General features: G+C 75.0%; 11 protein-coding genes. 4 read left to right on the top strand and 7 right to left on the bottom strand.

Features of this window, described 5'->3' with window-relative positions; translation table 11 throughout:
• Nucleotides 1-47 precede the first annotated feature (47 nt).
• Nucleotides 48-1601 (top strand): hypothetical protein, encoded by a 1554-nt coding sequence (locus ELR47_RS03530; RefSeq protein ID WP_130648632.1) that lies wholly within the window; start codon nt 48-50, stop codon nt 1599-1601.
• A gap of 16 nt (nt 1602-1617) precedes the next feature.
• On the opposite strand, the gene ELR47_RS03525 is transcribed toward ELR47_RS03530, so the two are convergent.
• The 4 genes from ELR47_RS03525 to ELR47_RS03510 form a co-directional block, all read right to left on the bottom strand.
• On the bottom strand, nt 1618-3252 hold the full coding sequence (locus ELR47_RS03525) for a glycosyltransferase family 4 protein (RefSeq protein ID WP_130648631.1): 1635 nt from the start codon (nt 3250-3252) through the stop codon (nt 1618-1620).
• Complete coding sequence (locus ELR47_RS03520) at nt 3249-5618, bottom strand: glycosyltransferase family protein (protein ID WP_130648630.1); 2370 nt, start codon at nt 5616-5618, stop codon at nt 3249-3251. The genes ELR47_RS03525 and ELR47_RS03520 overlap by 4 nt, the downstream gene beginning before the upstream one ends.
• A 139-nt stretch (nt 5619-5757) precedes the next feature.
• Complete coding sequence (locus ELR47_RS03515) at nt 5758-6567, bottom strand: ABC transporter ATP-binding protein (protein ID WP_130648629.1); 810 nt, start codon at nt 6565-6567, stop codon at nt 5758-5760.
• Entirely contained in the window at nt 6560-7447 is an 888-nt protein-coding gene (locus ELR47_RS03510; protein WP_130648628.1) for an ABC transporter permease, read from the bottom strand. The genes ELR47_RS03515 and ELR47_RS03510 overlap by 8 nt, the downstream gene beginning before the upstream one ends.
• Nucleotides 7448-7656: 209 nt before the next feature.
• Here ELR47_RS03510 and ELR47_RS03505 point away from each other — a divergent pair, with 209 nt between their 5' ends.
• From ELR47_RS03505 to ELR47_RS03495, 3 genes are read left to right on the top strand one after another with little or no spacing between them, the layout of a single operon-like run.
• A complete protein-coding gene (locus ELR47_RS03505) occupies nt 7657-10026 on the top strand; it encodes a hypothetical protein (protein WP_130648627.1) in 2370 nt (789 codons plus the stop codon).
• On the top strand, nt 10023-12242 hold the full coding sequence (locus tag ELR47_RS03500) for a glycosyltransferase (RefSeq protein ID WP_205745419.1): 2220 nt from the start codon (nt 10023-10025) through the stop codon (nt 12240-12242). Before ELR47_RS03505 ends, ELR47_RS03500 begins: the two co-directional genes overlap by 4 nt.
• Nucleotides 12239-13246 carry an FkbM family methyltransferase gene (locus tag ELR47_RS03495; RefSeq protein ID WP_130648626.1) on the top strand — a complete coding sequence of 336 codons (1008 nt, stop codon included), beginning with the start codon at nt 12239-12241 and terminating at the stop codon, nt 13244-13246. Before ELR47_RS03500 ends, ELR47_RS03495 begins: the two co-directional genes overlap by 4 nt.
• A gap of 22 nt (nt 13247-13268) precedes the next feature.
• Here ELR47_RS03495 and ELR47_RS03490 read toward each other — a convergent pair whose 3' ends face one another.
• From ELR47_RS03490 to ELR47_RS03480, 3 genes are all read right to left on the bottom strand, one after another.
• Complete coding sequence (locus tag ELR47_RS03490) at nt 13269-15770, bottom strand: S-layer homology domain-containing protein (RefSeq protein WP_165403819.1); 2502 nt, start codon at nt 15768-15770, stop codon at nt 13269-13271.
• Between the two features lie 262 nt (nt 15771-16032).
• Entirely contained in the window at nt 16033-18102 is a 2070-nt protein-coding gene (locus ELR47_RS03485) for a S8 family serine peptidase (protein ID WP_130648624.1), read from the bottom strand.
• Nucleotides 18103-18497: 395 nt separating this feature from the next.
• Nucleotides 18498-22307: a BTAD domain-containing putative transcriptional regulator gene (locus ELR47_RS03480; protein ID WP_130648623.1), complete on the bottom strand. Its 3810-nt coding sequence runs from the start codon at nt 22305-22307 to the stop codon at nt 18498-18500.
• Between the last annotated feature and the right edge of the window lies 1 nt (nt 22308).

Raw genomic sequence — 22308 nt, 5'->3', positions numbered from 1 at the left:
GTGCGGTCGCCTCGCGGCCGTCGCGGGAGCGCCGGCGGCGTCGGACGGTGACCCCGCTGGGCCTGGTGACCCTCGCCGGCCTGCTCTTCGGCGTCCTCACCGTGGTCACCGTCGGACTGGACCGCGAGCTGCGCTGGGACGAGGTGACCTACCTGGCGCAGGTCACGCCCGGGCAGACCGACGTCTGGTTCGGCCCCCAGCGGGCCCGCGGCATGTCGCTGGTGGCGCTGCCCGTCGCGCTGCTCGGCGCGCCGCTCACGCTGCTGCGCCTGTGGCTGGTGCTGGTGTCCTCGGTGGCACTGGTGCTGGCCTTCCGCCCGTGGGCCCGGTTCGCGGGCTGGACGGGTGGTGCCGCGGCGGTGGTCGCCGCCGTCGGGTGGGTCCCGCAGTACTTCGCGGTCGAGCTCTACCCGAACCTGCTGGCCGGTCTCGCGGCGGTCGCGACGGCGGGACACCTGGTCGTGTGGTGTCGCGACCGCCGGCCACGCGACCTCGCCGCGACGGCCCTGGCCCTGGCCGTGGTCGCCTGGCTGCGGCCCGCCGAGAGCGTGTGGCTCGCGTTCGGGTTGACGCCGGTGCTGCTGGTCCTGGCCGGGCGTCGGTCCCTGCGCGGCCTGCTGGCACTGGCCGTCGGCGGGTTCGTGGGGTGGCTGCCGTGGCTCGTCGAGGCGATCGTCCGGTTCGGCGGGCCGTTCGCGCGGCTGGGCGCCGCCGCCGGCGAATCCGCCTCCGGCGCCGACCGCGACCAGCTGATCCAGTACCTCAACCTCGTCGAGGGACCGGTGCGGCAGGTGACGGCCGAGCCGGTGCTGACCTACCGGGCCCTGGCGCTGCTGGTCGGGCTCGCGCTGCTCGCGCTGCTCGGTGTCGTCCAACGGCTCGATCGCGAGCGGCGCGTCGCGGCGCTCGCCGGCCTGGTGACCGCGGCGGCCACGGCGACGCCGTACCTGGTGCTCAACGCCGGCGTCAACCTGCGCTACGTGCTGCCCGCGATGCTGCTGGCCACCCTGCCGGTCGGCGCCGGCGTGACGACCGTGGTCGCGGCGCTGCGGCGGTCACGGGCACGCGCCACGTCGGTGGTGGTGCTCGTCGTCGCCCTGGTCGTGGTCGGCTGGCAGGGCGTGCTCGCCCGGGTCAACAGCGAGCAGATCGCCCCGCTGCAGGCGCGGGCGCGCGGCCTCGGGGAGGCCCTGGCCGAGCAGGCCGACGGCGCCCCGTGCGCGTTCGTCTCCGAGACCCAGTGGCCCGAGATCCAGTGGCACTCCGGCTGCCTCGGCGAGGTCCTGCACCTCGACGCACCCCTGCTGCAGTGTCACGACGCGCGCCGCGACCTCGCGGCCCTGGCCGAGGACGGCCACCGGGTCTTCGCGCTGGCACGCGGGCGGCCGCCGGCCGGCGAGGGACTGGCCGGGTGGGACGTCCGGCCGGTCGAGGACGTCGAGGACGGCGGTTGGGGGCTCTACGAGCGCCCCGCCGACCTCGGCCCCACCGACCCACCGACGATCCCGGATCCGGCCGACAGTCCCACGCCGTGCCCGCCGAGCCGGGCTCCCGACGCCTCCGACGCCCGTCTGGAGCTGCGCTGGGACCGTCCCGCATGACCCGGCGGGACGGGCGTCAGCGCACGCCCAGGCGGACGGCCGCGCGTCCGGCCAGCGTCTTCGCCGGCGCCGGCAGACGGCCGACGAGCCGACGCACGCCGTCGGGCACCGTCGACACCGCCGCCGGGCGCGTGGGCAGCTCGGCGAGCAGGTCGACCCACCGGGCCGCCACGACCGGCAGGTCGTAGCGCGCGACGACGACGTCGCGTGCGGCCTGCCCCCGGGCGGCGAGCTCGCCGGCGGCGCGCAGGTCGAGGACGCGGCGGGCCGCCGCCGCGGTGTCGGCGACGACGTGCTCGGCGGGGAACAGTTCGTGCACGCCCTCCCGCTCCCACAGCAGCGGGAGCGTGCGGGAAGCCATGCCCTCGGCGGGCGCGAGATGGAACGACTCGACGTCCGACGGCGACAGGATCCAGCCCACGTGCCGGAACCACCCCGGGACGTCCGCGACCGGCCCGACGAACCGCACGGCGTGGCGCAGCCGGGGGGTGGCACGGATCCGCTCGAACTGCCGCTCGTAGTAGCGCTGCTCGGTCGGCCGTTGCCGCACCCAGGCGCTGTCCCACGGCAGCGCTCCCGCCACCTCGAGCCGGAACCGGTCGTCGGCCGCCCGCAGGCGTTCGAGCAGGTCCAGCGCCCGGTCGAGCCGCTTGCGCTCGGGCAGGGCACCGAGCAGACCGAGCACGTGCTCGGCGCCGGGGAGCTTGGGCCGGTCGAAGGCGTCGGCGTCGACCGCGTTGGGCAGGACGTGCAGTCGGTCGCGCCAGCCGATCTCCCGCACGGCCCGGTCGCGGGTGAAGCCCGAGACGAAGACGGTGGCGTCCACGGCCTCGGACCGGATGCGGTGCGGGAAGGGCGTGGCGAGTTCCTGCAGGTGCAGGCGCACCACCAGCCGCTGGTCGGGACGGCGACGCTCGCTGTACCAGACGGCGTTGCCCAGCGCCCACTCGCACAGCACGGTGTCGGCCCAGTCGAGGTGCCGTTGTGAGCGGGGCGGGTGGTGACGGGTGTGGCCGCGCCACGGGTCGACGCGTACCTGCGCCCCGGCCCGCTCGAGCGCGGGGATCAGCGGCGCGAGGAACTTCTGGTCGTGTCCGGCGACGGCGATGCGCCGTCCCCGCAGACGCGGTCTGCCACCGTCCGCCGTCGCCCGGATGCGTCGGGCCAGCGGCGGGGTGCCCAGCACCTGCGTCCGCCACGTGACGGCCGGGAACCGTCCGACGACCCGCGCGCGCTCGTCCTCGTCCCGACACAGGACGACCTCGACGTCCGCGGCGATCCTGCGCCACAGGCCGTCGTCGGCGGCCAGCAGCTGCGGGTCCGGGGCGACCCAGCGTCGTGCCGCCGACCGGCGGGCCAGGAGTTCGCGGACCGCCTCGGGCCCGCGGGCCAGGATCGCGTCGCCGGCGGTCGCGGCCCCCGTCGCGACGGTGAGCAGCCGTGCCGCGGAGGCCGGTGCGGTCCCGCCGTCGGAGGCCACCTCGAGCCCGGGGACCTCGCCGGTGGCGTCCGCGAGCAGCGTGCGCAGCCGCCCGCTGCGGGCGACGACCCGGACCTCGGCGCCCGCGGCGACCAGCGCCCGGGCGCTCGCCGCGGTCCACGCCGCCATCGCCCCGACGTCGGTGGTGGTGTCCAGGACGACGACCCTCATGCGGTGCCGCCCGGCGCAGCGGCCTCGACGGCGTACAGGCGGGCGCCCTCGTCGCGCAGCTCGGCGAGCAGCGGCGCGAGCACGGTCGGGTCCGAGGACCAGCCGATCCGGGCCACCAGCTCGCGGCGTACCAGGGCCGGACCGACCGCGACCGAGGTCACGTAGCGGTGGCTCGGCCCGCCGTCGACGGCCACACCGAGCACCTCGGCCCGGGTGTAGCGCCGCGCGGTCGCCAACCGTGCGACCAGCGCGGGATCCGGGGCGCCCTCGCCGACGAGCACCCATCCGGCGCCGGCCAGGTCCGCCAGCTCGCGGTAACGGGCCCGCTCGTCGGTGCCGGCGAGTGCGACCCGGTGCGCGGCGCCGGGGGCCGTCCCGGTGGCGTCGTCGGCCAGCAGCACCTCCTGCTCGCCCTCGTCGGTCGCGACGGGGACACCGGTCGCGACCGACGGGCGCAGCACGGCCATCCGCTCGTCACGGTGGGCGGCCACGTCGTAACCGCACCAGCGGCCGACCTGCGCGAGCCGGTGGGCGTAGGTGTGCGCCGACATCACGCGTTCGAGGCCAGCGAGGCTGCGTCGACGCCACCAGTCGTCGTCCTCGGCGAGACGTCGGATCGCGGCATGCGCCGCCTCCTCGTCGTCGACGACGTCGACGACGTCCCCGAGCATGGTCGACAACCCGAGGCTCGGCGTGGACACCACCGGGGTGCCGCACGCGAGCAGCTCGAACACCCGGCGCGAGAACATCGTCGGGGACGAGACCACCGAGTTGGTGTTGAGGAACAGCCGGTGACGGCGGTAGTGGCGCACCATCTCGTCGTAGGGCAGACCACCGACGACGTACGGATCGAAGCGCTCCGGGAAGCCCGTCGAGGGGTCACCGTCGCCGTGCGTGCGCGAGTAGATGACCAGGTCGAACGCCCGGGCCGCGTCCAGCAGCTGCTCGAGCGAGCGCTTGCGGGCCTCGTGGCGCTGCTTGTAGTACGTGCCGGCGAAGGCCGGCCGCGGGTCACGTACCCCCATCCCGCCGGTCGGATGGTGCAGGACCGGCTGGGCGGCGAAGGGCAGCGCCTCGACGATCTCGGCCGACTGCAGCTGCAGCCGCGTGTACTCCGGCACCCGCTCGGCATCGGTCGTCAGCACCACGTCGAACAGCGTCGACGCCCGCCGGAACCGGTCGAAGTGGATCGGGTCCTCCTTGTTCCAGAAGACCGTCGGGACGCCCCGGTCGCGACACCACGCGGTCAGCGCCGCCAGGTCCGGGTGCCCGATCGAGGCCACGTCGTCGTACTGACCGATGCGGTACTGCCAACTGCCGTCGTTGCCCTGCCACGCCGACTCCACGAACAGCAGGTGCGGTGGCCGCTGCTCGAGCTGGTCGCGCCAGCTCTCCGGGCTGAAGGTGACGAGGTCGACCTCGGGGGCCACGCACGCCCGCGTGAACGTGTCGAGGATGCCGGCGACGCGCAGGTCGGCGACCGCGACCGGCTCGACCGGATCGATGGCCCGCGGCCGCATGCCGGTCACCACCGGCAGCTCCTCGTCGACGGTCAGCTCGACGTGACGGTGCGTCGGCGGGGGCAGGCTCGGGCGGGCCGGCGGTCCGGTCAGCACCTGCCAGAGCCGCCACGGCAGCAGCAGCAGGGCCGAGCGGCTCGAACGTGCGGCGGCCAGCAGGGACCCGAGCCGTTGCCAGCGTCGTGCCCGCAGCGCCGCGAGCTTGTGGCGGGCCTCGTCGCGCTCGTAGGCCATCGTGGACAACTGCTGCTCGGCCTCGTCGACCAGCTCCTGCAGTTGCTGCTCGAGTCGTCCCCGGTCCCGGGCGGCCACGCTGCGACCCCGGATGGCCGGCTGGAGCCCCTCGAGACGCTCGCGCATCCCGCGCAGTTCCTCCCGACCCCGGTGCAGGTCCGCCGCGACGTCCTGCCACGCCTGCTCCGCCGCGTCGGACACCGCCGCGACCAGGCGGTCGAGGACCGCGCGGTCGGCCGGGCCGGTGGAAGCGATCATCCGGAGCTCGCCGTCGGCCAGGCTCAGCTCACGCGGGGCGAGGTGCTCGGCCAGCCCGTACGCGAGTGCCGCCGGCGTCGACCAGCGACGCGGTTCCGCACTCCCCGCTCCGGCGACCCGGTGGACGACCAGCACCCGACCGTCGGCGGCCAGGACGCGGCGCAGCTCGGCCAGCACGACCCCGGGGTCGTCGAGGGAGTCGAGCACGTCGGCGAGCACGACCACCGTCGTCGCCTCGTCGCCGAGGTCACCGAGACGCCCCGCGGCGGTGCCGGCGTCGTCGAGCACGACGGCACCGTCCCCACCGTTGGCCGCCAGCCACGCCTGCCGTGCGCCGGTCTGTTGCGGATCCACCACGCTTCCGGCTCCCGTCACCTCGCCGTCGCGGTCGACGACGTCTGTTGGCCGGGAACCTAGCGGCGCGGAGGACCGCTCCGGCGGGTCGTCGCCGCCGGCGGCCGGGCGGTCGCCCGCCGACCGCCCCTGCGCCTGCTCACCCGCCGGCGGCCCGGCGGCGGCGATCCTCGACGTCGGCCTTGTACTGGTCGACGACCTGTCCGGGATCGCCGTCGGCGCGCAGCTGCCCGTCGTGGAGCCACAACACCCGGGTGCAGGTGTCCAGGATGGTGTCGAGCGCGTGGCTGACCAGGAACACCGTGCCCGCCCCCTCGCGCAGTTCCTTGATCCGGTTGCGCGACTTGTCGCGGAACTCCTCGTCCCCGACGGCGAGCGCCTCGTCGATGACCAGGATGTCGGGGATGACGGTGGTGGCGATGGCGAACAGCAGCCGGGCCCGCATGCCCGACGAGTAGGCCCGCAGGGGCAGGTCACCGAAGTCCTGCACGCCGGCGAACGCGAGCACCCGTGGGATCGCGTCGTCGACCTCCCGGCCGTTCATCCCGAGCGCGAGACAGCCGAGCTCGACGTTGCGGCGTCCCGACAGGTTGGGCTGCAGGGCGGTGCCGACGCCGAGCAGGGTCGGCTGGCTGCGGGCGTAGACCTCACCCGCGTCGACCGGCAGCAGGCCCGACAGCGCCTGCAGCAGGGTGGACTTGCCCGAGCCGTTGCGCCCGACGATCCCGATCGTCTCGCCGCGGCGGGCGACCAGGTCGATACCGCGGACCGCCTGGATCTCGCGGAAGCGGCGTCGCTTGCCGCGGGCGAGGTCCAGCAGCCGCAGGGCGCGGTCCTCGTAGATGCGGTAGGTGACGTGGACGTCGTCGAGCCAGACGTTGACGTCGTCGTCCGCGAGCGGCGCGTCGGGCCGCCGGTCCTGCGCGGCGGGCGCGGTCGACTCAGCCACGGCCGTACCGCTTCTCGGCCGACGTGAAGAAGAAGAAGCCGCCGACCAGCGCCACGCTCGTCCACGCGAGCGCCGAGACCCACAGCCAGGTCAGGTCGAAGTGCCCGTGCGAGTGCATCAGGTACTCCCGCGACAACGAGATGAACACGTAGAACGGGTTGAGCAGGAACACCGGCTCCAACCAGCGCCAGTCCGGGGCGTTGTCGGTGAAGCGCGTGATGTCGTAGAGCACACCGGAGAGGTAGAAGCCGAGCCGGAACACGAACGGCAGCAGGTTGCGCATGTCGCGGACGGTGTCGGTCAACCGCGCGGTCACCATGGCGCCGCCGATGTCGAACAGCGTCATCAGCACGAACACGACGGGGAACACCAGCATCCCGAGGTACAGCCCCTCGCCGGTCAGCACCATCGTGGCGAGGATGACCAGCAGCGAGGGCCAGAACCCGATCGCCTCCTTGATCGCCACCGACAGCGGCAGGATCGCGCGCGGGAACTGCAGGGAGCGCAGCAGGCCGACGTTGTTGACGATGGAGCTCGCGCCCCCGCTGATCGTGCGCTGCATGTAGCCGTAGATCATCACGCCCACGGTCAGGAACGCGATGTAGTTCGGCGGACGGACGTCCTCGGCCGGGTCGACGTTCGCCGTGCCGGCGTCGAGCAGCACCCCGAAGATGAAGTAGTAGATGCCGATCAGCAGGATCGGGTTGATCAGCTTCCACAGGCTGCCGAGCACGGTGTCCATGTGCTCGCCGCGCAGCTGCCCGGTCGCGAGGTTGACCGCGAACTGTCGTCGCGCCCACAGGGCACGCAGGTAGTCACGCGCACGGGGCTTGCCGCCGAGCGGGATCAGGCCGCGCGGCGGCGAGGTGCGTTGGGCCACGGGGACACTCGTGTCGAGTCAGCGACGGGCGGGGACGGCTCGCCATGCTACTGCGCTCCCGCCCGGTTCCCGTGGCGGCGCAGGTCGCGCAGGCCTGTCCGTGCGCCACCGGCGGCGCGGTCCGGGGCACAGGGCCGCTGCTATCGTCCGGCGACGTCGCCGCCGGCTGGTGGCGACGGTCGTTTTCGCCGCGAGGAACCGCCCGCACCATGCGCCATTCGCCCGCACGACCGCTGCGCACCGTCGATCTGCTGCGCCCGCACCTGACGGGCGTGGGCCACGCCCTCGACCTGCACCCGGGCGACCCCGACCTGCGTGGCGTGCTGGGCCTGCCGGCCGACGTCGCGCACGTGCCGGTGACCTCCCCGCTCGCCGCGGCGCGGGACGCGTCCTGCCTGCTCGTGACCCGGCTGCGCGTCGGCGGCGACCCGGCCGAGGTCGCCGGCGACCTCGACGACGCCGGGCCCGGTGCCCGTGCCCTCGTGCTGCTGCTCGGTCCGCCGGAGTCCCTGCCCGTGCTGGGCCTGGGCAGCGCGCTGGCGGAGGCCGGCTGGCGGGTCCTCGCCTTCGGCGAACTGCTCTACGAGCTCGCGCCCGGGGCCCTGGTCGCGGTCCGCGACGAGGACGGCGACGACCTCGGTGAGGACAACCGTCGGGTGCTGGAGCGGGCACTGGTGCCGCTGCTGCTGGCCCGGCTCGACGCCGACGAGGACGGACAGGTCGACGACGCCGGCCACCTGCGTGACCGGCTGGCACAGCTCGAGCGGCAGCTCGAACGGCTGCGCGACGACGCCTCCGAGCGGCGGGGACGCGAACGCTCGCTCGAGCGCGAACTACGCCAGGCCCGTCGCAGGCTGGCACAGATGGAGGCGTCCACGAGCTACCGCGTCGGACACGCGCTGGTGCGCACGTCGAAGAACCCGAAGGCCGTCACGCGCCTGCCGCGCGAGGTGGCACGCGCCGTCCGCGACCGGGGGACCTCGGCGTCGGTGACCGTGCCGGGGAACGGCACGGGTCCGCCCGACGCGACGTCGGCGGACGCGCGTGGCCCGCAGCCGGCCGAGCGACGTCGGCTCGTCGACGGCCTGAGCGTCGCGCACACGGCCGACGTGGCCCCCAACCTCGCGCTGGTCGGCACCCCGCGTCTGGCCACCCTGCTGGGCCGGCACGCGTCGGTGACCACCCTGCTGCCCCACGACGCCGACCTGCTGCTCGAGCGTCTGCGGCCCGCCGCCCTGGTCGTCCAGGCCAGCGCGGTGCTGCGCGGCTCGCCGTGGGCGGGCGCGGGCACCAGCGTGTCCGTCGAGCGCGACCGCGACCTCGCCCGACTGCTGACCACCGCCTCGTCCGCGGGCGTGCCGACGGTGTGGTGGTGGGACGCGCCGGCCGCGGCGCTGCCCCTGCTGCGCGCCGTCGCCGCGACCTGCGACGTCGTGTTCTCCGCCGACGGTCGCCTCGGTCCGGCGTGGACACCCGGCGCCGACCTGCACGCGCTCGACCTCGCCGCCCACCACGCCGCTGCGGCCGGCGGGGGGGTCGTCCACGTGCACACCGGTGGCCCACGCGCTCCGGTCGGCCTGCTGCGCGACGCCCTACGCGTCGCCGCCCAGCGCGCCCGCACCCGGGTGGTCGTCGACGTCCTCGACCACCCCCGACTGGCCGACATCACCGTCGAGACCGGCGCCGAGCTGGCCCTCGCCGATCCGCACGACGCCTCCGCCGTCTACGCCGACGCCGCGGTCGTGCTCGCCTCGCCGTTCACCGTCGCGCCCGACGGCACCGATGCGCTCGGCCCGACCCTGGCCGCGCTGCTCGCCGGTGCCCGGGTGATCACGGGTCCCAATCCGGCCCTGCAGGAGCTGGTCGGCGAGCTCGTCACGGTGGTGACCGGCGCGGACGAGCTCCCCGGGGCGCTCGAGGCAGCACTCGCGGCCGAACCGATGGACGACGCCCAACGGTGGCGGCAGCTGCGTCGGCTGGCGGCCGTGGCCTCGCCCTACACCGCGCTGCGCCGCCTCGGAAGCGCGGTCGGCGGAGCGCTCGACCCGGCCCCGCAGCGTGCGGTCACGGTGGTGGCCGAGTTCGGTGGGCACGACGCGGTCGTCGACGACCGCGCCCCCGGTGACCCCGATGCCCTGATCGACGGCGTGCTGGCACAGCGTGACCGCCCGCAGGTGCTGGTCGCCCGCGGGGTGCGCCCCGGTCACCGCGACCGGGCGCTCGCCGAGCTCGAGGCGGCCGGGATCCAGGTCGTCGCGACCGCACGCGCCGACGGGGCGCTGCCGTCCACCGTGGACACCCCGTGGACGGTGCGGCTCGACGCCGGGACCCGCCTGCACCCCGACCACCTGCACGAGCTGTTGCTGGCGGCCGAGCTCGGGCCGCGCCCCGACGTCGTCGGCTTCGCCGGCCGGCTGGGTCCGACCGAGGACCTCCCGCCCACCGGCACGCTGCTGCGTTCGGCGCTGGTCGGCCGTCGTGCTGGCGGTAGCGACCGTGCGATGCCCCTGGGACGGCGCACGCTCGGCGTCCCGCCGATCCACCTGGCCGACGCTCCGACCGACGAGGGACGCCCGTGACCCGCCGGCTGCGCGCACTGCTCTACGGCGACGTCGACATGAACGTGATCGACGGCTCCGCCGTGTGGGCCCAGTCCACCGCCCTGGCGCTCGCCGACGCCGGCGTGGAGGTGACCCTGGTCCTCAAGGCGGCCGTGACCACCGACCGGTTGCTGCAACCGTTGGCCGACCACGACCGCGTCGTGCTGCATGCGCCCCACGACCAGGGCAGTGTCCCCGGGCTCGGGCAACGGCAGCTGACCCCGGCCCAGTTCGCCGCGCTCGCCGCCTCCCTGGACGCGCAGGAGCGCTTCGACCTGGTCGTGCTGCGGGGGTTCGGGCTCGTGCGCGAGGTCGTGGCCGACGGGCGTCTGCACGGCCGGCTGTGGACGTATCTGACCGACATCCCGCAGACGGTGGTGGAGCTCACCGACGAGGCCGTGGCCCCGCTCACGGAGATCGCCGACGCCTCACGGATCGTGTTGTGCCAAACCGAGGAGCTGCGCAGCTTCCTCGAGCACGGCGTACCGGCGACCTGCGGCAAGACCGCGTTGTTCCCGCCGATCGTGCCCGAGGCGTTGGTCGCCGCGCCCGAGGAGCCCCCGACGCCCGAGGACCTGCAGCTGGTCTACATCGGCAAGTTCGCCCGCCGGTGGAACACCCTCGAGATGACCCGCCTGCCGGCCCGCCTGGCCGAGCACGGTGTCACCGCGCAGTTGCACGCCGTCGGGGACAAGATCCACCGCGGCGACGAGGTGCTGCCCGACTTCCCGCAGCGCATGCGCGAGGGGCTCGAGCAGGCCCCGGGCGTGGTCTGGCACGGCGGCCGGCCACGCGCGGAGGCGATGGCGCAGGCGGCACTCGCCCACGTGGGCCTGTCGTGGCGCGACGCGGAGCTCGACGCCAGCCTCGAGCTGTCGACCAAGGTGCTCGAGTACGGCTCGCTCGGCCTGCCGGTGGTGCTCAATCGCACGCCGGCCCACGAGGCCCTGCTCGGCGCCGACTACCCGCTGTTCGCCGCCAGCGAGGACGACGTGGTCGACGCGCTGGTCGAGGTGACCCGCGACGGCGAGCGGTGGAAGCTGGCCGCGGAACGCTGCCGGACGGCCGCGGCGGCCTACACCCTGCGGCGTGCCAGCGAGGACCTGCGCGCCGAGCTCGACCGGGTCTTCCCCGACGCGCCCGAGCTCACCCGCGACGGCGGGCGACCGTTGCGGGTCGTGGTGGCCAGCCACGACCTGAAGTTCTTCACCCGCATCCTCGACGACCTCCGCGCCCTGCCCCAGGTCGAGGTGCGCCTCGACACCTGGGCGTCGCTCAACGACCACGACGAGGCGACCTCCCGCGAGCTGGTGGCCTGGGCGGACGTCGTGATCCTGGAGTGGTGCGGCCGCAACGCGGCCTGGTACTCGCGCCACAAGCGCGACGGGCAGCGCCTGATCCTGCGCCTGCACCGCTTCGAGCTCTACACCGGCTACCCCGCCGAGGTCCAGCACGACGCCGTCGACCAGGTCATCGCCGTCAGCCCGCACTACGCGAAGCTGACCCGCGAGCTGACCGACTTCGCCCCCGAACGCGTGGTGACGATCCCGAACTGGGTCGACGTCCACGCCTTCGACCGGCCCAAGGACCCGGCGGCCCGCTTCCACCTCGGGATGATCGGGGTGTCGCCGGTCACCCGCAAGCGTCTCGACCTCGGCATCGACGTCGTCGAGCGGCTGCGGGCCGTCGACCCCCGGTTCACCCTCTTCGTGAAGTCGAAGCTGTCGTGGGACTACTGGTGGATCTGGAAGAACCACGACGAACAGCGGGAACTGCAGGCCAGCCTGGACCGGTTGCAGTCCTCGTCGTCGTTGCGCGACGGCGTCGTCTTCGACGGGTTCGGCCCCGACGTGGCGGCGTGGCTGCGCAAGATCGGCTTCGTGCTCTCGACCAGCGACGACGAGTCGTTCCACCTCTCCCCCGCCGAGGGCATGGCCTCGGGCGCCGTGCCGCTGGTGCGCGACTGGCCGGGGGCCGACACCATCTACGCCGACCAGTGGATCCAGACCGACGTCGAGGCGATGGTCGAGCGCATCCTCGACCTCGTCCACGGCGGTGACTGGGACGAGGCAGCGCACGTCGCCCGGCGGCAGGTCGCCGACGCCTTCGACCTCCCGGCGGTGGTCGAGCAGTGGCGGCGGATCCTCGTCGAGGACCTGCCCACCGACGCTCCAGGGACACGGTTGATGCCATGAACGTCGCGGTCCGGATCGCCCGTGGTCTGCTGCGACGTGCCCGCCGCCGGTGGGGCGCCGGCCCCGGGCGTGGCGGCCCGGCCACCGCGGCCACGGGCCGCACGACGGCGCCGAGCGCGGCCGCCGCGGTGAGCGGCCCGCCGGAGGCAGCCCAACGGCCGGCACCGGCCCCGATGCTGACCCAGCGGCGGTTCACGACCCGGCTCCCGGTCCCCGCCGGCACGGCTCCGCTGCCGCCGCTGGTGATCGAGGCCCCACCGCGGGCGTTCGTCGCCCGGCGGCTGCAGGAGGTCGGACTGGCCGGCTACGAACCCGACACCCTGGCCGTGTGGTGTGCCGCGCTGCAACACCGGCCGGCGGGGCTGGTGTACGACATCGGGGCCAACATCGGCGTGTTCGCGTTGACCGCCGGACTGCTCGTGCGTGCCGGCCTCGCGCCCGCGCACGAACTGATCGCGGTCGAACCGACGCCGGAGCTGGTGGAGGTCGGCCGCCGGCTGGTACGGCGCAACCGGTTGGAGATCGAGATCCTGCAGCTCGCCTTCGGGCGGGAGGACGCGGCCGCGACCTTCCACCTCTCGGACCAGTCGGACGCGTCGTCGTCGCTCAACGAGCGGTTCCGCCCCTCGACCCGCAAGATCGACGTGCGCATCCGACGGCTCGACGACGACGTCGCCGCCCGCAGCGCCACCCCGACGCTGTTGAAGATCGACACCGAGACGACCGAACCGGACGTGCTCGAGGGGGCGGCGAGGACGCTGGCCGACCATCGTCCGTGGCTCGTCTGCGAGGTGCTGCCGGGACGCGGGGCCGAGGAGCGCCTGCAGCCGCAGCTCGACGAGCTCGGCTACCGCACCTACCGCCTCGACGGCAACGGCCCCGACGCCGAGGCACCGGTGACCGGCGACACCGGCTACGAGTACCTCAACTGGCTGTTCGCCCCCGAGGCGCCCGCCGACGACTTCTGGGCGACGGCCGACGCCTGGCGTCGGGCCTGGGGCTGAGCCGTTCGCGCCCGCCCCGCGGTCACCGCAGCTCGAGGGCGGCGACCAGCAGCGTCGCCACCTGCCCACGCGTCAGGCTCCGGCTCGGGCAGTAGTTCCCACCGTCACGCGTGCACCCGCTGGTGACGCCTGCCTCGGCGAGCCGGTTGATCGCGTCCTCGTGCGTGGTGCCGTCGTCGTCGCGGAAGTGGTCACGACTCGCCGGCGGCAGGTCGAAGCCGTTGACCAGCATCGTCGCCGCCGCGGCCCGGCTCACCGGGACGTCGGGGCGGAACCGGTCACCGCCGACACCGCGGACGATGCCGGCCTCGTAGGCCTGGTTGATGGCCGCCTCGTGGGCACTGCCCGTGTCGTCGGTGAAGTGGTCGCCCGTCGCCGGCGGCAGCTGCAACGCCCGCGCGAGGAAGGAGGCCAGCTGCCCGCGCGTCACGTTCGCGTCGGGGCAGTAGCGCGGCCCGATCGTGGAGCACCCGGCGGTGATCCCACGGGCGACGAGTCGCTCGATCGCGTCCTCGTGCACGTTGTCGTCGTCGTCGACGAACGTGCCCCGGTGGCGTGGTGCCGACGCGCGTCCGAGGTAGCCACCCGGGCTGATGCGCACGTCGAGCGACTCGGCGCCGACGCGCACCCGCAGCAGCAGCCAGCCGTCGTCGAGACGACGCAGGTCGGTGGAGACGTCCGCCGACGGGTCTCCGGCGGCGAGCACGGTCAGCTGCTGGGTCGAGGTGCCGACGCGCCGCAGCTCCACGGTGGGCGCGGGGGTGCGCTCACGCACGCGGAACGACCGCCAGCCCTGCAGCGGCTCCGTGCGGCCGCGGACGACCTGGGTCGAGCCGGGCGGCAACTGCTGGCCGGGCAGCGGCACCTGCTGCACGACGAGCCGGGTCCGGCCGTCGGCGGTGCGTGCGTCCGCGTACGAGCGGCCGACCGGCGTGGCGGTCATGTCCGGTGCCAGGTGCCACCGCTGCACGAAGGTGCGGTCGGTGCGGGTGCTGGCACGGTCGAAGACGACCACCACCTCGGGGTCGGACGCCACCAGCACGCTGCGCTGACGAGGGGCGCCGGGGTACGAGCGGTCGTCGAACTCGAAGAAGTCCGCGCCGGCACGCAGCTCGGAGCGGGTGAGGCGGGTGGGGCTGCTGCGCCACGGCTCGCCCTCCACCGTCAGGACGTTGTGGGCCTGCGGGCTGCGCAGGAACTGCCGGTAGGCCGAGGTCTCGTAGCCGACGTGGCCCGAGTCGACCAGCAGGTCGGCGTTGCGGGCGTGCCACAGGATCGACGTGCGGTCCTCGTGACCGTGGACGTCGCGCGCGGGGCCGAACCGGGCCGACCACCAGCTCTCGTCGGCGAAGCTCCGGGTGCCCTGCCCCCAGCCACTGCGCCCGAACGCGTAGCCGACCTCGAAGATCGCGGCGCGCGCGCCGGGGGGCGTGCCCCGTTCCCCGGCCGTGCGCGCGTACTCCATCGGCGTGCCGACGAGGTCGTCGGGACGGTCGTAGGCGTAGCCGTCGCCGATGTTGGGCAGGTAGCCGTTCGGCTTGGTCGCATGGGCGAGGAAGGCGGGCATGGCGTCGACGAGCCGACGGGTGGTCGCGTCGACCGGGTCGCCACACCGCTGCGCCATGTCCAGCAGGAGCCGGAAGCGCCGGTTGACGTAGAGGTCGTAGCCGACGGCCTGCTCGTTGCTCCCGCCGCCCGGGTGCAGCGCGACCCGCGCCAGGTTGTCGTTGCGCTGCAGGGCGGCGCGGCGCAGGTCGGTCCGCCCGAGGGTGCAACCGACGCCGTACAGCGCGAGGTTGTCATCGAGGCCGTGGTTCCAGTCCCCGCTGTAGTTGGCGAGCAGGAAGTCGGCGTGGTCGGCCAGCGACCGGTCGAGCCAGTCGCGTCCGCCGACGCGCTCGCGCAGACACAGCAGCACGTTCGCCCGGTGGCGCACCGCCTCGGCGTCCTGGCCACGCAGGCGGGCGACGTCGTGGGTCCGGACCCAGTCGTGGGCGATCTCGACCGCGCGGTCCACCGCCGCCGGGTCGTCGGCGCGGATCAGCGCGCCGGTCCAGCGCAGCGACGAGAACCACAGCCGCCACGTCGCGTCGTCGTAGGGGTCCAGGTCCCAGTCGACCCGACCGTTGCGCACCACCTGCACCGCCGGCCGGCTGGTGAGCACCACCTCGCCGCGCAGCACCTGCGCGACGGGGTTGTCGCGGTCGATGCCCGAGAAGCCCAGGCACAGCGACCCGTGCGCGGTCGTGGCGTCCTGGGTGGTCGCGGCATCGGGCGCTTGCTCCGCTGCCTCCTCGTCCGGTGGCGCGAGGACGGGCGGCGCGAGCTCGAGCTCCCCCGGCGCCGGAGAATCCCCGTCGGGCGCTGGCGGCGCCCCGTCCGGCGCAGCAGGCACACCGTCGGGGGCGGCGTCCGGGGCCGGTTCGGTCTGGGCCGACGCCGCCGACGGGGGCGTCGCCCCCAGCACGGTCAGCGTCATCGCGCCGGCCAGCACCGCGCCGAGCAGCCGTGTCGCCGTCGTCATCCGTTCCCCGTTCCCTGTGCTGCGCCGCGCGAGACCCGCGCCGAAGAAAGACAACGTCCGAGACCGCCGCCGCAGCACGTGTCGTGCGGACACCGCGCTCCGGACGCGCCGCCGGGCGACGTCGGCAACACCGGCGGCCGATCGCGGCACGCCGGGCAACGGCACGGTGTCGGGACGGTGGAGCCTCGTCGGCCCGGTACCGGAGCCGGTGTCGACCTCCCGTCGCACCACGGCCCGGCCGGCCGTGGTGCCCGGCCCGACGTCATCCGACCCGGATCGTCAACTGACGGACGACGGCACGGCCACCGCTGTCGGTGACCTGGACGTTCACCGTGCGCGTCGTGGCGGCCGTGGTCGGCGTGCCGCTCACGATCCCGGTGGTCGAGAGCTTCAGCCCGGCGGGCAGGGTGCCGGCCGTGACCCGCCACCGGTAACCACCGGTGCCACCCGACGCGGTGAGTGAGGCCCGGTACGCGGCACGCACCCGGGCGGAGGGCACGGCGGTGGTGGTGACCTGCAGTTGCGGCACGACCTGCAGCGTGAAGGTCCGCGAGCCCGTACGTCCCGCGGGATCGGTGGCGCGGATCTGCACCGTCGTCGTGCGTGCGGCCGTCGGCCGACCCGCCAGTCGCCCGTCGGCTCCCAGCCGGAGCCCGGCGGGCAGTGCGCCGCTGGCGACGCTGAACGTCAGCGCACCGCTCCCCCCGCTGGCGGTCACCCGCTGCTGGTAGTCGTCCCCGACGCGCCCGAGTGGGAACTTCGTCACCGGAAGCGTCACCGCCGGGGCGACGTCGACCCGGACGTCACGCCGTGCGACCGCGCCACGCTGATCGGTGACCTGCACCGTCACGGTTCGGGTGACCGCGCTCGAGGAAGGGGTCCCGCGCAGCAGCCCGTCGGTCGTCAGTGACAGCCCGGCCGGCAGGGTCCCGGCGACGATGCGCCAGCTGACCGTGGACGTCGCGTGGTTGGCCTGGAAGCGATGGCTGAAGGCACTGCCACGGGTGGCGGGAGGCAGCGGTCGTCCATCCACGGCCAGGACGGCCGGCGGCAGCGAGGAGGGGGCGACCAGCAGGTCGACGAACCGGGTGTTGAGCAACCGGTCGGGGCTGCCCGTTCCGGCCGAGGCGATCCGCCCTCGGGTGGCGCCGGTGAGCATCGCCGTCGTGAGCGCGTCGGCCGACCGGGTCGGGGCCGCCTCCAGCGCCCGCGCCAGCACGCCGGCGACGTGCGGCGCAGCCATCGAGGTGCCGCTGATGGTCGCGCTCGCCGTCGCCGAGCCGACCCAGGCCGAGCGGATCTGCTGCCCGGGGGCGAACACGTCCAGACAGCGACCGAAGTTGCTGAACGACGCGCGCTGATCGACGTTGGTGCTGGCCCCGACCGTGACCGCCGACGGTTCCCGGGCCGGCGACTGGCTGCACGCGTCGACGTTGCTGTTGCCGGCGGCGACGACCACGGGCAGACCGGCCGCGACCGTGCGGGCGACGGCGGCGTCGAGCACCGCGCTCGCCGGTCCGCCCAGGCTCAGGTTGACCACCCCACGGCGCTCCGCCGGGTGGTTGGCCAGGATCCAGTCGAGACCGGCGACGACGGCGCTCGACATCCCCGCCCCGGCGCAGTCGAGCACCCGGACCGGCACGATGGTCGCCTGCTTGGCGACCCCGAAGGTGTGTCCGGCGACCGTCGCCGCCGCGTGCGTGCCGTGGCCGTTGCAGTCGTCGGTGCCGGCGCCACCGGGGACCAGGTCCACGCCGGCCTCCAGCCGGCCCACCAGGTCGGTGTGGGCGGCGTTCACGCCCGTGTCGAGCACGTAGACGCGCACACCGGTGCCCGCGTTGGTGGAGGTGTAGCGCCCGTCGAGCGGGAGACCGACCTGGTCGAGCCGGTCGAGGCCCCAGGGCGGCGAGGTCTGCGTGCCACCGGTGGTGGTCGACTGCACACGCACGACGACGTCCGGGGTCACCTCGAGGGCCGGGTGCCGGTCGAGGGCCTGCGCCGCGTCGGGCGGCACGTGGACCGTGACGCCGTCGAAGGCGTCGTCGAAGCGGTCCAGGACGGTCCCACCGACCGCGCCCACGGCGCGTTCGACGGCCGCGCGCTCCCCCTCGACGAAGTACGTCGCGCCGTCGTCGACGGCCCCGTCGACGGACGCGCCCGACGCCCTCGTGCCGGCCGCGCTCGTCTCGGCCGCGGTCTCGTCGGCGGCGACCGTGGCAGCGGCAGCCGGGACGGACGGCACCGTGAGCGCGAGCGCGGTCGCCATCACCAGCAACCGACGCGGGACCCCACGTCCGACGCCGGACACCGCCATCGCCCCGAACACTGCCATCGTCGGTCCCCTGCGCGGCGCCCTCCGTGGCGCCCGGCCGCTGGCGGGACGGTACGGCCGAGCACGCCCGAACGGTGCTTCGGCAGCGGATCCGACGCGTCAGCGCGCGTAGCCGCGGATCCTGCTCAAGTCGGCGCCCGACCGGCCGACACCGCCGGGCGCCGCCCCCCGTTGCGAGGCCGGACTACAGGCCCATGTTCTTGATGCCGGCGAACGCCGGTGAAGCGGACAGCACGGCCGTGGTGGCGAGCAGTGCGACGGTGGTCAGGCGGGCCTTGAGACGCGACATGAGCGGGTTCCTCGCGGGATCGGGGAGGGAGACGACGGCACGAGCGTGCCGGTGCGGTGTCTCGGAACTACCTCAGATCCCGACCCCGTCCGGGGTCGGCCAGGCGTCATCCCGTGCGGCTGCCCCGGGTCGTCAAGGGCCGCCCGGCCGCGCGCAGCGCCTGCAGGTCCCGACGCACGGTGGCCTCGCTGACCCCGAGCAGCGCCGCCAGGTCGAGGGTGGTCGGGGCACCCCCCTGGTCCTCGATGTCCGCGACGACCAGGGCGAGTCGCGCCCGCCTGGCTTCCACCGGATCGTCGGGGAGCGGGACGTCGGTCGTCAGTGACACCTCGACCTCGAGGCGCTCGGCCGGTCGCAGGGGACGTCCGCGCGGTGCACCGCGCGCCGCGACGACCAGCCGCACGCGTGACGCCGGCGACCGCGCCGCGGCGGTCAGGATCCGACGGTGCTCGGGCACCGCCTCGGCCTGCGCACGCAACTCGGGCGGCAGGTCGACGAGCAACCTGCCGAGTTCGTCGGCCGCCCGGGTGGCGACCGTCGCCGCCTCGGCCTCGTGCCCGAGGGCGGCGAGGACCTCGGCGTGGGCCAGTCGCACCAGCTCCGGGCGTTCGACCGACCCGGTGAGGCCGTCGACCGCCGCGCGGGTCGCCTCCAGCGCGGCGTGCGGTCGGCCCCGGGCGAGCAGGATGCGCCCCTCGAGGGCGCGGACCTCGACGCGGCGGTCGGCGAGCTCGGCGCGCCCCACGAGCAGCTCCGCCCGCGCGACCGCGGCGGCGGCGGCGGCCGTGTCCCCCGCGGCGAGCTCGACCTCGCCGGCGCGCAACAGGATCTGCACCTGCCCGCGGAGATCCTCGTCCGCCACGTCCAGGGCGAGCGCCGCCCCGATCTGCCGTCGTGCCTCGGACAGGTCACCGGCCCGCAGGGCGAGACGGGCGAGCGTCTCCCGGCACGCCGCCTCGAACGCCCGGTCGCCGGCCTCGGCGAAATGGTCGAGCGCGGCCACGAGGGCACGGGACGCGCGGGCGTCGTCGCCGAGCACGTCGGCGGCCACGACACCGAGGTTGAGCCGGACGGTGGCCTCCCCCCGTCGGTCGTCGATGGTCGCGAACGTCGTGGCCGCGGCCTCGTAGGCGTCCAGCGCCTCACCGATCCGTCCCTGGACGTAGCGGACGTTGGCCAGGTTGACCTGCGCGATCGCCATCCCCTGCGGCAGTCCGAGAGCGGAGAATCCGTCGATGGCCCGGGTGTACAGCGTGCTGGCGTCCGCATGGTCGCCGGTCTCCATGCGCACCGTGCCCAGGACCCCCAGGGCATGGGCCTCGGCCCGCAGCTCGCCGGCCTGGGCCGCGCGATCGAGGATCGCGTCGAGCTCCACCGCGGCGGCGCGGTAGCGGCCGAGCTCGCGCAGCACCGACGCCAGCGTGGTCCGGATCTCGAGCGCCAGGGAGGGGTCGATCCCGGCGGTGCGGACCGCGCGGACCAGCAGCGGCAGCGAGGCGCGTCGCTCGCCGCCCCAGGCCAGCACGCGGGCCAGGGCGAAGCAGGCCTGCGCCGCGCGACGGTCGTCGCCGACCGTGTCGGCGGTGTCGACCGCCCGGTGCGCGTCCCGACGGGCCGCCGCGTGCTCGCCGGCCTGGGCCCGCACCAGGGCCCGCCGGCGCAGCGCCTCGACCTCGCGGGCGGGCGAGCCCTGCGCGAGCGCGACCAGTTCCTCCACCACCGACTGCTGGGCGGCCCGGTCACCGAGCACGTCGAGGACGTCGGCCAGCTCGGCGAGCAGGTCGAACCGGGCGGCGACACTGGCCGGACGCTGTCGCTGCTGCACGACCGCCCGGTGCAGGTAGTCGGCAGCGGCGGCGTACGCGTGGACCGCCGCCGCTGCCCGCCCGGCGGCCAGCAGGTAGTGGACGGCCTTGCGGACGTCGCCGGCCTCGGCGAAGTGGTGCGCGAGCCGGTCGACGGCCTCCGGCTCGAGCCGCTCGCGCGCCGTGCCCACCCGCCGGTGCAGCGCCCGTCGGGCGGCCTCGGTCAGCACATCGAGCGTCACCCGACGCAACTGCTCGTGCGACAGCGACACCCCGTCGGCGGCCTCACGCAGCAGCGCACGACGGACCAGCGTCGAGGCGGCGTCGACCACCGTCCGCCGGGGAAGTTCGGTCGCCTCGGCCAGGACGTCGAGCCCGGTGCCGTCACCCGCGACGGCCGCGACCTCCACCAGTGCACGCTCGTCGCTGGACAACGATGCCAGCCGGGTGCGGACCAGGTCGCGGATGGTGGCGGGCAACGGGAGCGTGCCGGCATCCACGTCGAGGTCGTCCACGGTCTCGGCGATGGAACGCAGGGTCTCCACCACGAACAACGGGTTGCCACCGGTCTCGCGGTGCAGACGCTGCGCCAACGCGGCCTCGGCGCCGCGCCCGAGCCCGGCCGCACGTACGACCGCCGTCACATCGGCGGGTGCGAGCGGTTGCAGCAGCAACCGCACCGGCCGCAGTCGCCGGTCGAGGTCACGCACGGTCCGCCACACCGGTCCCCGACGGCGGGCCTCGTCACCGCGGTAGGCGAGCAGGAGCGCGATGCTGGCGTCACCGACCTCGGCCGACAGTTCGGCCAGCAGCTCCAGGGACGCGTCGTCGGCCCACTGCAGGTCGTCGACGGCCACCACGAGCGGATCGAGCGACGCCATCGCGACCAGGGTCCGCACCAGGGCCGAGCGCAACCGGCCCGCGGCCTCCTCGGGCCGCACCGCCGCGATCGGCCGCAGTGCCGGGGGCAGGGCGCGCGCCACCGGCGGCAACAGCTCGGCGACCAGCCCCAGCCACACCGGGTCGAGCCGGTGACGCAACTGCTCCACCCGCAGCGGGGTCAGCGCCGGCTCCAGCAGTTGGCGGACCACCGCGTACGGGCCCGAGCCCTGCGGCCCGCGGCCACTGGCCAGCAGCGTCTTGGCCCCGCGCCAGCGGGCGTCGTCGAGCAGTTCGGTGAGCAGGCGTGACTTGCCGTGGCCGGCCGACGCCTCGATCAGGACGAGTCCGCCGCGCCCGGCCTGGGCGTCCTCGAGGACCGCGACCCCGTCGGCGCGCTCCGCGTTCCGACCGGCCAGCGGCAGCCGCTGCGGGAAGGACGAGGCCGGCGGGCCCGGGGGCGCTCCCTCGACCCGTCGCCGTTCGTGCAGGATGCGCTGGTGCAGCTGCCGGGTGGCCGCAGCCGGTTCGGTGCCCAGTTCCTCCGCGAGCACCTCGCGACAGCGTTCGTACTGGCGCAGGGCGTCGCTGGTGCGACCGAGCAGGGTGCACAGCCGCATGACCTCGCGGTGTGCGTCCTCGCGCAGGGGGTCCTGGTGGGTGAGTCGCCGGGCGTAGACGAGCGCTTCGTCGTAGGCCCCCACGGACCGGGTGAGCGCCACGAGGTCACCCAGCGCGTCGAGGTGGCGCTGGGCGAGGCGCTGCTGTTCGACCAGGACCCACTCGTCGTAGTGTCCGGCGAGGAAGTCGCCGCGGTAGCGCTCGACGGCACGTTGCAGCACGGCGATGCCGTCGACCGCGCCCAGGGTGTCGCGCAGCTCGCGGGCACGGTCGAGCTCCCCCTCGAAGTCCTCGACGTCGATGCGGCACGGCGCGTCACCGTCGACCGCGATCGTGTCGCTGGTGGCCCGCAGGTGGTCCCACCCACCGGGGACCTCGGCGAACGCGTCCTGGATCTGCCACAACGTGTGGCTCAGCCGCCGCCGGCCCCGGGCGCCGGGCAGGTCCGGCCAGAACGCGGCCGCGAGTCGCTCGCGCGGCTGGGGCGAGCCACGGTGGATCAGCAGGTGCGCGAACAACGACCGGGCCGCCCGGGACGGCAGTGGCGCCAACGACTCGCCGTCGAGCCGCAACTGGAAGCCTCCCAGCAGCAGCACCTCGAGCACGGCCACG

The sequence above is a fragment of the Egicoccus halophilus genome, from assembly GCF_004300825.1.
In the GTDB taxonomy this organism is placed as follows: domain Bacteria; phylum Actinomycetota; class Nitriliruptoria; order Nitriliruptorales; family Nitriliruptoraceae; genus Egicoccus; species Egicoccus halophilus.
The sequence above is the reverse complement of the archived record's forward strand: the minus strand, read 5'-3'. Positions and strand labels throughout refer to the sequence as shown.

Excerpts from the sequence above, each read along its gene's own strand:
- ELR47_RS03525 (WP_130648631.1), bottom strand. The coding sequence starts at position 3,252 with ATGAGGGTCGTCGTCCTGGACACCACCACCGACGTCGGGGCGATGGCG.
- ELR47_RS03485 (WP_130648624.1), bottom strand. The coding sequence starts at position 18,102 with ATGGCAGTGTTCGGGGCGATGGCGGTGTCCGGCGTCGGACGTGGGGTC.
- ELR47_RS03490 (WP_165403819.1), bottom strand. The coding sequence starts at position 15,770 with ATGACGACGGCGACACGGCTGCTCGGCGCGGTGCTGGCCGGCGCGATG.
- ELR47_RS03505 (WP_130648627.1), top strand. The coding sequence starts at position 7,657 with ATGCGCCATTCGCCCGCACGACCGCTGCGCACCGTCGATCTGCTGCGC.
- ELR47_RS03495 (WP_130648626.1), top strand. The coding sequence starts at position 12,239 with ATGAACGTCGCGGTCCGGATCGCCCGTGGTCTGCTGCGACGTGCCCGC.